At 59.3% G+C, this 15,105-nt stretch carries 14 protein-coding genes and 1 CRISPR repeat array; of the genes, 5 read left to right on the forward strand and 9 right to left on the reverse strand.

All coding sequences use genetic code 11. The features are described 5' to 3' along the window. Positions 1-89 precede the first annotated feature (89 nt). From DWQ09_06495 to DWQ09_06505, 3 genes are all read left to right on the forward strand, one after another. Positions 90-278 (forward strand): 23S rRNA (adenine(2030)-N(6))-methyltransferase RlmJ, encoded by a 189-nt coding sequence (locus DWQ09_06495; protein ID KAA3628862.1) that lies wholly within the window; start codon positions 90-92, stop codon positions 276-278. Between the two features lie 250 nt (positions 279-528). Further along, positions 529-885, forward strand: coding sequence for a hypothetical protein (locus DWQ09_06500; protein ID KAA3628863.1), 357 nt, complete (start codon positions 529-531; stop codon positions 883-885). A gap of 196 nt (positions 886-1,081) precedes the next feature. Continuing rightward, entirely contained in the window at positions 1,082-1,456 is a 375-nt protein-coding gene (locus tag DWQ09_06505) for a hypothetical protein (protein ID KAA3628864.1), read from the forward strand. Positions 1,457-1,536: 80 nt separating this feature from the next. Continuing rightward, positions 1,537-4,713: direct repeats of the CRISPR family, unit length 37 nt; unit sequence GTTTCAATCCGCACCCGCTCGTGAGAGCGGGTGATGC. A 178-nt stretch (positions 4,714-4,891) separates the two neighbouring features. Here DWQ09_06505 and cas2 read toward each other — a convergent pair. Continuing rightward, positions 4,892-5,182, reverse strand: coding sequence for a CRISPR-associated endonuclease Cas2 (gene cas2 / locus DWQ09_06510; protein ID KAA3628865.1), 291 nt, complete (start codon positions 5,180-5,182; stop codon positions 4,892-4,894). Positions 5,183-5,191: 9 nt separating this feature from the next. Continuing rightward, a complete protein-coding gene (cas1c, locus tag DWQ09_06515; protein KAA3628866.1) occupies positions 5,192-6,226 on the reverse strand; it encodes a type I-C CRISPR-associated endonuclease Cas1 in 1,035 nt (344 codons plus the stop codon). 35 nt (positions 6,227-6,261) lie between these two features. Here cas1c and DWQ09_06520 point away from each other — a divergent pair, with 35 nt between their 5' ends. Next, the gene (locus tag DWQ09_06520) at positions 6,262-6,573 is read left to right on the forward strand and encodes a type II toxin-antitoxin system prevent-host-death family antitoxin (GenBank protein KAA3628867.1); all 312 of its coding nucleotides are present in this window, start codon (positions 6,262-6,264) and stop codon (positions 6,571-6,573) included. Beyond that, the gene (locus DWQ09_06525) at positions 6,506-6,958 is read left to right on the forward strand and encodes a putative toxin-antitoxin system toxin component, PIN family (GenBank protein KAA3628868.1); all 453 of its coding nucleotides are present in this window, start codon (positions 6,506-6,508) and stop codon (positions 6,956-6,958) included. Before DWQ09_06520 ends, DWQ09_06525 begins: the two co-directional genes overlap by 68 nt. Here the strand turns inward: DWQ09_06525 and cas4 are convergent. The 7 genes from cas4 to DWQ09_06560 all read right to left on the reverse strand — a co-directional run bounded on the left by cas4 (position 6,948) and on the right by DWQ09_06560 (position 14,555). Beyond that, the gene (gene cas4, locus DWQ09_06530; GenBank protein KAA3628869.1) at positions 6,948-7,586 is read right to left on the reverse strand and encodes a CRISPR-associated protein Cas4; all 639 of its coding nucleotides are present in this window, start codon (positions 7,584-7,586) and stop codon (positions 6,948-6,950) included. The two genes, DWQ09_06525 and cas4, sit on opposite strands and share 11 nt — an antisense overlap. A 2-nt stretch (positions 7,587-7,588) precedes the next feature. Further along, positions 7,589-8,473, reverse strand: coding sequence for a type I-C CRISPR-associated protein Cas7/Csd2 (gene cas7c / locus DWQ09_06535; protein ID KAA3628870.1), 885 nt, complete (start codon positions 8,471-8,473; stop codon positions 7,589-7,591). Then, entirely contained in the window at positions 8,470-10,218 is a 1,749-nt protein-coding gene (gene cas8c, locus DWQ09_06540; protein ID KAA3628871.1) for a type I-C CRISPR-associated protein Cas8c/Csd1, read from the reverse strand. The genes cas7c and cas8c overlap by 4 nt, the downstream gene beginning before the upstream one ends. Beyond that, positions 10,215-10,880, reverse strand: coding sequence for a type I-C CRISPR-associated protein Cas5 (gene cas5c / locus DWQ09_06545; GenBank protein KAA3628872.1), 666 nt, complete (start codon positions 10,878-10,880; stop codon positions 10,215-10,217). The genes cas8c and cas5c overlap by 4 nt, the downstream gene beginning before the upstream one ends. Positions 10,881-10,889: 9 nt before the next feature. Further along, a complete protein-coding gene (locus DWQ09_06550; GenBank protein KAA3628873.1) occupies positions 10,890-13,172 on the reverse strand; it encodes a CRISPR-associated endonuclease Cas3'' in 2,283 nt (760 codons plus the stop codon). Between the two features lie 2 nt (positions 13,173-13,174). Then, positions 13,175-13,396: a hypothetical protein gene (locus DWQ09_06555; protein ID KAA3628874.1), complete on the reverse strand. Its 222-nt coding sequence runs from the start codon at positions 13,394-13,396 to the stop codon at positions 13,175-13,177. Between the two features lie 193 nt (positions 13,397-13,589). Further along, a complete protein-coding gene (locus DWQ09_06560; protein ID KAA3628928.1) occupies positions 13,590-14,555 on the reverse strand; it encodes a hypothetical protein in 966 nt (321 codons plus the stop codon). Positions 14,556-15,105 lie beyond the last annotated feature (550 nt).

Below are 15,105 nucleotides of genomic sequence, written 5' to 3' on the forward strand. Positions count from 1 at the left end.
GTGGTGCTGACGCACCCCCTGCGGCTACTCACCCACAGGGAGTCGCACTCGCTTATCTCGACACCGTATGGCACAGCGGTCAACGAACAGTGCTGCGCGCGGAGTCGAGTCTGCCTGATGGGGCGCACCGTCCCGGTATGCTCGGTTCGAGCCTCCTCCTGATCGCCCATCCACCCTGGAAATTCGAAGAGATGCTCAGCGAAGCCGTTGCTGAACTCGCCATGCTGCTGGGCGATCCTGCCTGCGGTCACGAATGGGAATGGCTGCTGGCGGAGTAGCCACGCATGGGCTCCACGGCCGGTTCAACAGCGCCCTCCGGCCGCCTGCAGTGACGCTCAATGTCACTTTTCAACATTTGTCGTCAGAAACCCCTGGTGCCGTTGTAAAACCCGGCACCACTTATCTGATTGTTTAATCATTAACATTCGAGAAATTTGATTGATTGGCGTGTACCTTGCATCTCTACAGGCTACCTGCGGCGCAAAAGATGCCTGGATCGTCACACGATAACCCGGCAAGGAGATCAGAATGAATGTTGAGCGGAATTTCAGTCTGTTGGCAGTAGGCATCGGCCAGATCGAACGCCGTCTGCTGAATGGGATTGTCACGCTTTCCACCGCACGCGACCGCGCCCGCCACTACACCTGGTTCGATCCTGCCGACCAGGGTCTGCCCGATATGGTGGTCGCGATGGCCAACAACGAAGAAGCCCTGACCGAGATCCGGAATAACTACTGCGATGAGAGGGGCAATCCTCTTCTGCCGGTCATAGTCCTCGGCATGGCAAGGGTGGCCAACGACTCTTTTCACCACATTCGAGGACCATTGGTGACCACACGGGTGCTCGACGAACTCGATCGCACCCCCGCTCATTTTCACGCCTGAACTTCTCGACCAGCCGACCCGCATGCGCCCCATAGATCAGGGCGGCGGGTCAACACCCCATTCCCGCCGTTGCCGCCCCTCGCGGCGACCCTTCACATTAAGCCCGGACTCGCCTTGACCCGCCGCCGATCCCGAACTAGCTTCTGATCAAGGCACGCCTCCGCAGCACTCCTCTTCTCAACCCGGTGACCCGCGCATGGAACCTGCCCACTCCATCGCCAAGCTCGGCTTTCGCCGCTGGTACGAGCGGCAATTGTTGTACAGCTTTGCCTGGCTGACGACCTGCCTGCTGTGCGGACTGATCATCGTCGCGATTCTGGAGTTCGTCGGGTTCAGTGCGCCTGGGATCACACCTTACATCACGCTGGCAGCGCTCTATTTCATCGGGCTGATGGGATTTCATTCATGGATGACATTCACCAAAAAGATCATGTCGGCGCAACGCTATGCCAACCACTCGACCTGCGGGAAATGCGGGTGTTACGGTCGCTACGACGTCCTGTCCAATACCGCGCGGTTTCTGGTGAAATGCCGTCGTTGCGCGCACGAGTGGACGATCGAGCCGCAATAGGGGTGAGTGGACTTGCAGGTCAAAACTTCGAACACGGGGATCACTCGTCTAGTGGTGTGCCACCCCTGAGAATGTCCATTGATAAGTGCTTGACCCGCTCGTGAGAGCGGGTGATGCGTCGCTGCCGGGTTTGATATGTCGTGGGCAACCGGTTTCAATCCGCACCCGCTCGTGAGAGCGGGTGATGCCAATGTATTTTGGGTCATGCCCCCGAAACCGTTGGTTTCAATCCGCACCCGCTCGTGAGAGCGGGTGATGCCGTCCGGCGGCAGCGGATTTAACGCTGTACTCAGGGTTTCAATCCGCACCCGCTCGTGAGAGCGGGTGATGCTTATCAGCAGCAAAAAGTGTTCAAGACGCAACTCGTTTCAATCCGCACCCGCTCGTGAGAGCGGGTGATGCACAACCTGGAACTCGTATCGCGCGGCGAACTCATGTTTCAATCCGCACCCGCTCGTGAGAGCGGGTGATGCAGGCGGCTATCTATCTTGATCGTTGGGTGCAGATGTTTCAATCCGCACCCGCTCGTGAGAGCGGGTGATGCGACAAAGCTCGGCTACCCCTACGCCGATACGATGGTTTCAATCCGCACCCGCTCGTGAGAGCGGGTGATGCCCACGCTGTACGTCACCGCTACCGCCACCGACTCGTTTCAATCCGCACCCGCTCGTGAGAGCGGGTGATGCCTTCGCGCTTCGTTCGTTCCGTTCTGGTCCAAGACGTTTCAATCCGCACCCGCTCGTGAGAGCGGGTGATGCCCGACATCACCCACACGCCGCAGGCGATGCCGAGGTTTCAATCCGCACCCGCTCGTGAGAGCGGGTGATGCGTCGCTAATCGCGCGAATATTGCTGGGTTTACCGCGTTTCAATCCGCACCCGCTCGTGAGAGCGGGTGATGCATGACGGACGATGCTACCTCGCAGATCAATCAGCGGTTTCAATCCGCACCCGCTCGTGAGAGCGGGTGATGCGTGAGCGATCACCGTTGTTGATGAGCAGGAAAATGTTTCAATCCGCACCCGCTCGTGAGAGCGGGTGATGCTGGATTTGCCCAGCACTTCGCCGTCTGATCGTTGGTTTCAATCCGCACCCGCTCGTGAGAGCGGGTGATGCATAGTCCGTATACGTCCCGCTCGATGTCCCATAGTGTTTCAATCCGCACCCGCTCGTGAGAGCGGGTGATGCGGCACCCAAAGCGCCCGCGCCAACCGCACCCGCAGTTTCAATCCGCACCCGCTCGTGAGAGCGGGTGATGCACAGGTAATACTGGAGGATCAGCTGCGCAAATAGGTTTCAATCCGCACCCGCTCGTGAGAGCGGGTGATGCAGGCCGACCTCCGAGCATGCGCCACCGATGTTTGTGTTTCAATCCGCACCCGCTCGTGAGAGCGGGTGATGCTTTGCGCGTCGCCGTTGTGTGCGGAGTGAATCACGTTTCAATCCGCACCCGCTCGTGAGAGCGGGTGATGCTGACGGGGCGGCCGGCGTCATCCCATTCCCGCCAGTTTCAATCCGCACCCGCTCGTGAGAGCGGGTGATGCGTGCGGTTGATTACCGCCGGAGCGACGGCTTTAGAGTTTCAATCCGCACCCGCTCGTGAGAGCGGGTGATGCCCGCCCAGTCTCGGCTCGCGAGGGCGCCGATGACTGTTTCAATCCGCACCCGCTCGTGAGAGCGGGTGATGCGGCACCCAAAGCGCCCGCGCCAACCGCACCCGCAGTTTCAATCCGCACCCGCTCGTGAGAGCGGGTGATGCACAGGTAATACTGGAGGATCAGCTGCGCAAATAGGTTTCAATCCGCACCCGCTCGTGAGAGCGGGTGATGCGGTAAGTGGACATGGGTGCAGCCATGCGTTGTCGGGTTTCAATCCGCACCCGCTCGTGAGAGCGGGTGATGCTGTTCGATGCCGTCGAACGGCGCCTGGTGCACAAGTTTCAATCCGCACCCGCTCGTGAGAGCGGGTGATGCAGGCGCCGCTGGTGGCGCCCATCACGGATCTCGATGTTTCAATCCGCACCCGCTCGTGAGAGCGGGTGATGCTTGGTCGTTGATCCAGTTCACCGACACCACGCCGGTTTCAATCCGCACCCGCTCGTGAGAGCGGGTGATGCAGGCGAATGGTCGGGATCTTCCGGGTGGGAATTAGTTTCAATCCGCACCCGCTCGTGAGAGCGGGTGATGCATCACCGACGACAATCAGGTAAGCCTGGGATCACCTGTTTCAATCCGCACCCGCTCGTGAGAGCGGGTGATGCTCTTGCCGGTCTGGCGCGCGAACATACCCGCCTTGTTTCAATCCGCACCCGCTCGTGAGAGCGGGTGATGCCTTCGAGCTTGCGGTTTTCGGCGATCATCTCTTTGTTTCAATCCGCACCCGCTCGTGAGAGCGGGTGATGCGATCGGGCAACTCGTCGCAGCGGCAGGGCTTCCAGTTTCAATCCGCACCCGCTCGTGAGAGCGGGTGATGCCTGGGAGGCGGAACTGCTCCTCGAGCGCGAGGTGTTTCAATCCGCACCCGCTCGTGAGAGCGGGTGATGCCTCTGTGCGCACGATGGTGATGGCGCGTGAGCGCGTTTCAATCCGCACCCGCTCGTGAGAGCGGGTGATGCGCGGTACCGAGGACGTCACGCTTGAGATGATCAAGTTTCAATCCGCACCCGCTCGTGAGAGCGGGTGATGCGATCAGGCTGTCGTTGTCGACATAGAGATCGGCTTGTTTCAATCCGCACCCGCTCGTGAGAGCGGGTGATGCGCATGGCCCCAAGGTAGGGGCCATGCGGGAGGGGGTTTCAATCCGCACCCGCTCGTGAGAGCGGGTGATGCGACAGATCAGCCGCTGCGACTACAGAGACAGTTTGTTTCAATCCGCACCCGCTCGTGAGAGCGGGTGATGCGTTGACGCTGGTAGCGGGGCTTCTTGATCTTCTGGTTTCAATCCGCACCCGCTCGTGAGAGCGGGTGATGCCCATCGACGATCATGTATTCACCAAAGATCATAACGTTTCAATCCGCACCCGCTCGTGAGAGCGGGTGATGCACCTTGGTTTCGGGATGAACGTCGTAAATCCCCGAGTTTCAATCCGCACCCGCTCGTGAGAGCGGGTGATGCAGGTGTTGACCTTCACGTAATCATCGGCACCATCTGTTTCAATCCGCACCCGCTCGTGAGAGCGGGTGATGCAATGTCGCCGCTGAATATGGCGATGGAGATTGGCAGTTTCAATCCGCACCCGCTCGTGAGAGCGGGTGATGCTCCGTTTTCGCAACCTCTGGCTGCGAATACAGAAATACACCTGAATGCGCGAACCTCGACAGATGGTGACGAAGTAATCGTGCGTTTCGGCGTTCAAGAACTGCCAAATTGTTAAAGAACAATAGGTTCGCGTATCCGCGAACCTCCCCGCAATCTAGCGATACTGAGGGTTCGCGCGTCATACAACGAGCGTTCCTTCGAAGTCGACCGATCGGAAATTCCCGTACTCCCTAACTCGCAATTCTGTTGGTTCAGTGATGCGGTAGAAGCGCAAGTTGTCCTCCGACTCGTCGATCTCTACGAGAAGCGACCGTTCCAGTTCCTCGAATTGCATTTCATTGACCTGGCACTCGAAGACCGATTTCTGAACTCGTTGTCCGACAGATTCACACACCTTGGCGACACGGCGCAGGCGACGGCGCCCTGCCCGCGTTTCCGTCGACACATCATAGGTTACGATAATTAGCACTATGGATTCCTATTTGGCCAGGTAGGGCACATAGCCTTCCATCTCGCCTCGCACGGTGCGTGCCATGAAGCGCGCTTGCATCAACGGCAACAACACGATGGGCATGCTGGTTTCCAATATCGGGTGCGTTACCTCGTCCTGTCGGCGCTCCTGCCAAGCGGTCACGACCTTGCGACGACCCTGCTCGTTGAGCATCACCGCGCCACCCTCACGTTCGTCAAAGTCGCCAACCGTAACCTGACCCCGATTAATCAACGTCAGTGCCAAACGATCGGCAATAACCGAACGAAACTCCTCTTGCAGATCCAGTGCGAAGGCAGCGCGACCGGGGCGTACGGCATGCAGGAAACCCAGTTGCGGATCCAAGCCCGCCACCTCTAACGCCGAACGACAACTATTCATTAGCATGGAGTAGAGAAATGAAAGCAACGCGTTGAAACGATCTCGCGGTGGCCGGCGGGTTCGCCCGTTGAGCACAAAATACTCACGTGCGTTGGGTTTGATAACCAGGTTTAGCGCTTCGAAATAACCTCGGGCCGCCTCCCCTTCAATGCCGCGCAGGGTGTCCAGGTCCGGGGCTTCCTTGGTGGCTCGCAAGGAAGCAGCGAGGTTTTGGGCTTTGCGAGTTAAGGTTTCCGCCTCTTTCAGCGTCGATGCCTCGCGAGCTCCCCGCAAAACCACGGATCGGCTGTTCTTCAGTTTGCCCGCCACCACGGCACGAGAGACTTTCACGACAAAGGCGCGGTCACCGGCCGCCCGGTGTTGGGCCTGGCGCAGCAGTATGTTGCCCGAAACCGGCCCTTCCAAGCGAGCCTTGAATCTCCCAGAATCTTCCAATAGAACCAACGACTTACCTTCATCCGCCAAGCGATGGATGAGAAAAGGCGACACCATGACGTTGCCAAAGCAGACCAATCCCTCCAGATGGTGCAGCGGTACTTGCAGGCGCTTTTCCTTTTCCACATCTATGCGCACGGTATTGTTCTCCAAGTGCGCATAGGCGCCCGGGGTCATGACATATAAAGTGTTGAGAATGGTGTGCATTAGGTCTATTTTGTGTACACAAATGTGTACCGGAGATGGTTATGGACTTCATTACTGCACGAGAATTGCGCGCCGAATCGGCCAAGGTGTGGGAGAAGCTGGAAGCCGGCGAGGAGATCGTCGTTACCCGTAACGGTAAGCCGTTTGCCGTGATTGTCCACACCGATCCGCAAGAACTGGAGAGTACGCTGCGCGCCTTGCGCTGGGCGAGGTTCGACCGCCTGCTGGCGGAACAGCACAAGCGGGCCGCTGAATTGGGACTCGACAAAATGACCATGGATGAGATCGACGCCGAAATCGCGGCGGCACGCAAGGAAAGGCGCGAGCGCGATGCGGGTAATCGTTGATACCAGCGTCTGGGTTTCGGCCTTCCTCACCCCCCACGGCACCCCCGGCAAGCTGCTGCACGAGGTTGAACAGAAACGACTGATCCTGGTATACGACATAACCATCGAAGCCGAGTATCGGGACGTGCTGAGCCGCCCGCGGTTCAACATCGCCCCGGTGCTGGTGGCCGAGTTTCTGGCGCGACTGCGTGAAGATGGACAGCGAATCGCACCACCACCTGTAGCGCCACTCCGCCTGCCAGACCCTGATGACGCCCCTTTCATCGCTGCCGCCTTGGCGGCGACCTGTCCTATCATCACCGGCAACAGGCGCCACTTCCCGCCTGAATGCGGCGTGGAAGTGCTGAGCCCCGCACAATGCCTTTCCCGCCTGTTCACGGAGTGATCTCCGTGTCATCAACCTCGAAAAGCTCCTTTGCCGCATGCTGCTGCCGCCCCCGCATGGCCACAGCCTCTGGCTGACAGATCTCCTTCAACGAACACTCCCGGCAACGGCTGTCATTGACTGGTGGCGGCAAATTTCCTGAAGCCAACATGGTACGAATGGCTGCAGCCATCTCCCCGACCAGCCGGACCAAATCCACCGTCACCTCCACCTCGCGCCGCCGCCGGCTGCTGGCGTGGTAAATAGCGCCGCGGTCTACCGGTCGACCCATCATCTCCGCAAGACATAGTGCTTGCGCGGCGAGTTGAAGATCATCATGCACCGCCCGCCGCTTGCGGCCATGCTTGAACTCCACTGGGTAAACCGTCCCGTCGGGATGGAACTCCACCACGTCGGCCTTGCCGATGAGACCCAACTGCTCCGACCAAATCGGCAAGGCCCGCTCAATCCGCACCCCAGCCCGCACCTCGTAACCCGGAGTATCCACCAAATGGTGCACCGCCTGCCCCCGCGCCGTGTGGATGTTCTCCGCGAACGCCTGTTCGAGATGAATCAACCCACACTGGCGCGGACAATAGGCCCAGTGTTGGAGGGCGGAGATGGGGACGGCATCATCCTCCCCCGCCATCGCTACCCGATACGCCGGATCAGGTTGACACCCGCTGGTAAGCTGGCCTCGGCTACGGCAACCTCATAGTCGGTGAAGTTGCGCGGCACCGTCACGCCGCCCCTGATCTGTAGCTTTATACGCTCAAACAACGCGTGGGCCGGAGCGTTGCCCAGTTCTGAGTCATGTTTGAACACATAGAGGCCACGCGTGCTCATCTCCCCACGGGCAGCGGAACGATCGTGTTCGAACATCTGCTCCAGCGCCTGCCACAGCAGTTCCAGATCCTCTTCGGAAAATCCGGTCTGCTTGGCGAGGAAGCTGGAAACGAAACCGTGCGCCAAGTAGAGGCCGTAAGGCACCGTGTGCTTGCGACCCATGGTGCGATTGTCGCCTTCCTGTTTCTCCGCCTCGGCCTCGGTCGCCACCGCCATACGGGTAATGGAATGCTCTTGGGCAACGATGGGATCGATGGAGCGTGCGAAAGTGAGCTGTACTGGACCGCGTACCTGACCGCAATTGACTCCGGTGGACATAACAGCGCCAAAGGTACGCACGTCGAAGAAGTTGCGACACATCCACGCTTTGGCCTCATCAGCGGCCTCGCCTCCTTTGCGTTTCTTATCATCACCAGCCAACAAGTCTTCGCGGCCAATACCGACATAGGCGCGCTTGTGCTGGTTGTTTAAAACCGCTTTCTCCTTTACGTAGATCTCGAACGGCGGCAGCTCTCCCTTTACCAGACCGACAAAGTTGCGCACCTTGCGTTTGAGCGATACGTCGGTGACCAAACCAAATCCGGTTTCGGCGTCCAGGCGCGGCAGGTTGCCGGCGTCCGGATCGCCGTTGGGATTGCCGTCTTTCACGTCAAACAACAGCACAAAGTCGTAGCGATTGGTCAGGCTCATTGGGTTCCCTCCTGGTATTTAGTGGCTTCAGATTTAGTAAAAAAGGCTTGGCGTTGGTGGTAATAACCGAGTGCGAAACGGCCCTGCTCCGGCAATGGCAAGTGCCGGGGAAAATCGTCCAGCCCGTCAATGATCTCGCCTAGCAGTTTTTCCATTTGCACGGCGCGCCCCAGGCTAAGCTTGCCGATATGGTGGTTCTTCAATCGCAGCAAGGTTGTGAATACCGCCACCGGCGTGCTGGAGGCCGCGCCATAGTAGCGGTCGCGAATGGTGGCATTGAGACCGGGGCTGGCCTCTTCCTGTATCTTCTCCAGCGCGGCGAACAGGCGGCCCAGACGGTAGGCTGGGTTGGGATTTTCGATGTCGAGCATGATCTTGAACTCCCTCTCTTCTTGGTTTCGGGTGCGGTTTGCATATCGAATGTTTCGATTCAGGCACGCCTTGATGGCCGCCGCCCGCGGATAGGTCACCTTCTGTTCCGCCCGACAGCGCTGCACCGCGGCGTTGAGCAGTGTCGCCGGATAGGGCAGATCCTCCAGGATGGCGCGCATGACTTCGCCGCCGAGTTTAGGCGGGATGTTATCGGCCTTGCCTAGCACCGCACAGGCCGTCAGCAGACGGAACAGCGAGAGATGTTCCGGATCGTGGAGTGCTCGGGCAACGCGGATGTCGTCAAAATGACGACGCAGCCGTCGCGCCAGATTAAGCGCCGGGGCCGTCTCCCAGAAGCGGATGCTGATTCGCGCGGCATTGGGCGCCAGACCCAGCACATGGAAACGGGTATCGGCGTCACCCAAGGAGAAGTTGCCAGAATCGACCGACTTGTAGAGTGCCTTCAAAGCCGTCACGCCACGATCCGGATCGTCCTTGGGCGGTTCTCCGAACAGGTCCGGGACCATGGATTCCAGATCGTGAGGTTCCTCGGCCCAGAACACCGTGGAGGCATCACCTACCTGGACACGCTGACGAGACTCCTTTGCCAGCAGATGGTTCAACGCCGTGGTGTAGGCAAATACGGCAGACCTTCCGATAGGAGCGTTTTCGCCCTGGGCCTTGCCGTATGAGCGGAAGGCATTCAGGTTGAAGGAAACGATATTCGCGCCAGAGGTCTGGGCGCCCCATACACCTTTGATGGCCGGGTGAAGCCGCTCGATGGCGCCTTCCCCGCCCGTTACCAGACAAACGCAGTGCGCATCATCCGCATCAGAGGCGGTATCTGTGGCGGCAACCACTGCCGAACGTTGGCATATCAGCCCCACATCGCTGTTGAGGCGGAATGTCATCAGTGGAGTGCCCACGCGCACCTCTTCCCAGATTGGCAACGGCTCGAAGTGCTCCAGATCAAGCGTATTCAGAAAGGCTTGGACGGCCTTTATCCCGGCATCGCTGCGCACCGCCTCCGGCAATGCCTCTATACGCGCGAGAAAGGCCGCATGCTGCTCGGCGACGCGTTCCGGCTTGCCACGGGTATCGACACCCAGCACATACTCGGCCGTATCCCACAACAGATTGGCCGCTACACCGGAGGTCTTCTTCACTCCTTGCGGCACCAGGAAGCGCTGCGCCGTCCTCTTCTTGCCGTCGCCCGAACGGGTATCGGCAATGTTTACCAACCGACCCTGCACATCGATTTCGATGATAAATGGAATTTCCTTCTCCTCCAGTCCGAAAGCCGGTAGACGGTTCTTTGGATCGGAGTCGGCTTGCTTGCGCCGGTAGTAATCGTTGAGCGCTTGCAGGATCATCCGCGCACCTCCTCGCTATCCCAGGCGGGAACGTTGACCCCCCCATTCTCCAGATGAGCACGGAAGAAGCGCGGCGCCGGGTCTGCCGGATCAGTGAAGTCCATGTCATAAAGCATGAAGCCGAGATCGCGACTCTCAGTGATCGGTGCAGGTTCGCCATCAACGCTCTTCATCAAGCGAAAACCGGCAGCGAACTCCCGGCACCCCAGGTAGGGCTGGTTGATGCACTGCCCCTTGCCCGCACGCCGCTCGAACATCTCGTGGTACTTGGCGGCGTTGAATTGTGGATCACGCCCGGCAATGAACTCCAGATCGGCATGGAGCCGGTAGGCCACGTCACGCAGGAACAGTCCGGCGCGCTGCTGGCGGTCCTCCTCGATATAGAGCGCCAGATCGCCCGTGCCGGTCTTCATCGTCGTCTCCACGTTGCGAGTGGAGACGACACTGGCCACCTCGTTGCGCCGCAGGCTGATCCAGCGGATCGGCTTGAGCACTTCGATCCTGCGCAGGTGCCAACGGATGGCCGGCTTCCACAGGATCGCCTCGAACATCGCCCGCGCAGCAGAGGGCGTGATGACGTCGTAGCTCACCCGCTCCACCTTCATTTCCGGGCGGGTGAAGCAGGCGAAGTCACCGGAGACTTCAAGACAGTAAGTTTTCATATCCCTCCCTCATAAAACGAGTCCAGCCGCAGCGGCTGATATCTCCTCCGTTTGCAGACCAACTACCGAATCGTAAAGTAGCGAATTTACTTGGACGAACAACCCGGGCATCAACTCTTCGATGTCACCTTGATTCACGAGGCGCTGCGCGTCGCGCATCCGGACATTGACCGTATAGCGCTGCAGCTTCCGCATTAGCCAGCGTTGAGGTCCCTCCTTGTGCAGGGTGCCAATCAGGGTATCTATGGTGCCGTCCTTGCCATCACGCCCACGGTAGAGCACAAGGACCGGCACGGTGTCGCCGTCCTTGATGAGCCGGAAGCGTTCGGCGGCGGTGCGGAAATTGACGGCCAGCTTTCCGCCGTCCACCTCCAGCAGCTTACCGATACCCTCTGCATCCAGCTCGCAGTCGTGATATAGGCGCTCGAAATAGCGACTGAACAGCGCGCGGTCCAGCACATCACCCGAATAGCCGTGAAGTACCGATTTGCAGGCATCCTCACCGGTGCGCAACATTCCCAGCGGTGCTGGCTGCGGCGGCACAAAAACTTTGACGACCCCCATCCTTCCCTCGGCGTTCAACCACCCTTCGCGGTTGCAGCGGCCCGCCGCCTGGGCTATGGAGTCGAGACCGGCCAGGGCACGATAGACCACCGGAAAATCGAGATCGACGCCGGCCTCGACCAGCTGCGTACTCACCACTCGCGTCGGTGCACCCGTCTTGAGGCTGGCCTTGATGTCGTCGATGACCGCTGAGCGGTGAGCGCCGCACATCAGGGCGGAGAGGTGCAGCGTGCCCGGCAGCATGAATCGGTGCAGTTCCCTGGCGTGTTTACGTGTATTGACGATAGCTAGCACGCTGTCGTGGGCCGCCATCTCTCTGGCCAGCACCTCCCATGCCGCAGGTGTATTCAAATCGCTCGGCAGGTTCACTTCGACGCGCTTCAAGTCACGGTAAAGGGTATCGGGATCGGTGATGATTTCGCGCACGTTGTCCAAGCCGCGCCGGCTTTTCGCCGGGTCGAAGTATTCGCGTGTACTCAAGGCCGGCTGGGTCGCAGTGGACAGCACGACCGACACGCCGTAGTGATCGGTGAGCAGCCTGAGCGTGTCGAGAATGGGCTGAAGAAAGTGCGGGTCGAGCAATTGCGCCTCATCCAGCACCACGACGCTATCAACGATATTGTGCAACTTGCGGCAACGGGAAGTGCGCGCTGCGAACAGCGATTCGAAGAACTGGACGTTCGTGGTGACAACGATAGGCGCGTCCCAGTTTTCACACGCCAGGCGCGACTTGTGACTCTCCCGCTCAGGATCGGATTCCGCATTGCTGTGATGCTCGATTACCGCGTCGCCGAAGATCGAACGATAGATATCCGCCGTCTGCTCAATGATGCTTGTATACGGTATGACGTAGATCACGCGGCGCTTGCTGTGACGTTTAGCGTGTTCCAGCGAGAAGGCCAGACTGGAGAGCGTCTTGCCGCCGCCGGTCGGCACCGTAAGGGAAAATAGACCGGGCGGCTCGGCAGCCTTGGCGCGACATTGAACCAGTATCTCGGCACGGAGTTTGTTAACCAGTGTGTTTGGGGCGTCCGCGGTAAACATGGCCATGTGATGGTCTAACATGTCGAGCAGTTGCGGAATCTCCGGCCAGTCACCGCGCAGACTACCCTTTTCCGAATTCATGTAGGCTTCGGTATCGAGAAAATCGGCGTCCACCAGGCAGGAAAAGAGCATCCGGATCCACAACGCGAATCCCTCTTTTCCACCTGGAACGGCACGCAGATCCGCGGAGAATGTACCGGGGTCGAGAATGGTATCGGGAGGAGACTCGACCAGCGCCTCGTTCAGCTCAGCGCGGCTGTCATCCAACTCCAGACGGTGCTGCAGGCTGGAATTCTCCGAGTGCCAATCAGACAGCCCTGCGTGGTGGCCGGCAATCAGGTAGGCAAGCACCCGCCCTTTCTCACCAAATCTATCGCATGCCAGCAGCGCCCCCGCCGTGGAGTGCGGCGCTTTACCCGCTTGTCCCTCTATATGGGCATCGGCTTCGAAGCCGCTGACGGTGCGGATATAGCGTTGAAAGCGCGCTCGAAACTTTCCCAGATCGTGCCATAAACCTGCCACGTGCGCCCACTCCTTCGCCCCGAAGCTTTCACCGTAAGCTGCGGCCAGCTCAGCCACTCCTAACAGATGTGCTTCCAGGTCATGCGGTTCGCGCCAGATGCCGTTGGCGTCCTTAGTAGCATGCGCAATTGGTTTAGGGCGTCCTTCCAAAGAAAGCTCCATGGTCACCCTCCGACTATCCATCCCAAGAGAAATGCCAATAACACCAGTTGCCGACCTTCCTTGCCCGCCTTCTCCAACTCCTTCACGAGCTGTTCTTCTTCGTCCACCTCAACCCAGCCGGCAGGCCCGTACAGTCCATCACCGAACGCGGCGAGTAGCTCACTGAAATCACCCTCGAAACTGATCTCCACGGTCGGGTGTTTTGATTCCTTGTCAGACACCACTGAGCACCTTCACCCGGTTTCGAAAGATGCGCGACTTTCTTGGTCGCCCAACGCGGGTGGTGCTGTAACGGCAACGGTTCATGACGTGTTCCTTTTATTTTGCTGTGAACTTCCCTATTTACCAGCCGGGAGCCTCAATTGATGAGGCCGGCGCTGGTCTTACCTGATTTTTCTGTATCAGCCGCACCCACACCTAATGCAAACAACACTTCTTGTACTTCTTGCCACTACCACAGGGGCAGGGATCGTTACGGCCAATCTTCGGTGTTTCGCGCACATAGGGTGCAGCCCAGTCCTGGAAAGGCAAAACCTCTCCTTGCTGCTCGTTTTCAGGCCTTCGCGCCTCTTCTTCGGCCCAGCGTTCCTGGCGGGCTCTAATCACATCGGGGTCGTGGAACGCCCATGGATTGGTGAAGCGTTCCCACTCCGGTGCGTCTACGCCCCGGGCGTAGGAGTCTTCGATATCACGTGCTTCGAAGTGTTTACCGAGACCCGTTTGTCGTGAGGCGAGCATTTCGAGCAACAGCCGGTGACGGGGACGGGGCGAATCGAGCAACTCACCGCCCAGGTTCAGGCGAAGCGTCCATTCCTCCTGCTCGTCGGCAGCCATCGCAGCGGCCCAATCGAGCGCCGTTTCGAACACACTTTCACCGCCGCGTTGGGCGAGGGCGAGATAGGTCTCGGCGGCGTTGATGCGGATGTACCAGTCGTGCGCGCGATCTTCCGCCAAGCGCCGCAGCTCGGGCGCCAGGGAAACCGGTTTATTAGTGTAAAGCGCCGGCCAATTCCCAGCCAACCAATCCTGCGTGTTGTCGTCATCCTCCCTGTCCAGCCGACGCATCAGCGCCACCAACTCCCGACCTGCGTTTTCGGTGTCGATCAGACCGAGGATCATGGCGGCGTGCTGGCGCAGCCACCAGTTGCCATCGTCGATATCGTCGCTCCAAAAGGCCGGTGCGGAGAGCACGCTTGCCAGGGCCTGCACCATGGCATCACCGCGTGCGGCGCAAGCATCGATCAGATTGCGTGGAGCGCGATCGCCCGAGCGGCGCAAGATATCGATCAATGCCGGTTCATCGAGGGTGGCAAGTTCGGCGTCGGTAAGCAGTTCCACGGGTGAAAATCCGATGAGTTCGTCCGCTTCGGCTTCTTCCAGCATCGCGTTGACCTCCTGCAGATCGAAGGCATCGGGATCGAAGTCGTTGCCCAGCCAGTCGCGGGTCTCTTCGTGCTCTTCGTCATCCAAATCAGCCAGAATTCGGAGCAACCGTTCGTAGCTCGGGATACCGCCGCAGTCCTCGGGCGGGCAAGCGCGCTCACCGGCAAGACAGCGCGGGTAGCGGTCGCCCGGATCGAGCGGACGCACCTTTTCGATCTTGAGTTCGTGATCCCAGCCGTCTCCGAAATCGTACTCGTAATAGACGGTTTCGCCTTCGGCAGCAACACCGTTGAGACGCACACCCGCCTCGTCTCGCAGACCGTCGAAATATTCGGAATCGCGCCCACTGTAGACGACCCCTCCTACGCGAAAGGCGTGTAGATGGCTGTCGGTCCAGCCCATCGCAATCTGCAGGATGACATGCAGTTCTTCGAGCGTGGTGTTGGCTTCCACTTCGATGCGCCGCCAGATGGGAGGCGCGCTCCCGGTGAGGGTGACTTTGATTCGGTAGATCATGGGTTGTGACATGGCGTGGCGCTCGTTGAGTTTC

The organism is Pseudomonadota bacterium, from assembly GCA_008501635.1.
In the GTDB taxonomy this organism is placed as follows: domain Bacteria; phylum Pseudomonadota; class Gammaproteobacteria; order QQUJ01; family QQUJ01; genus QQUJ01.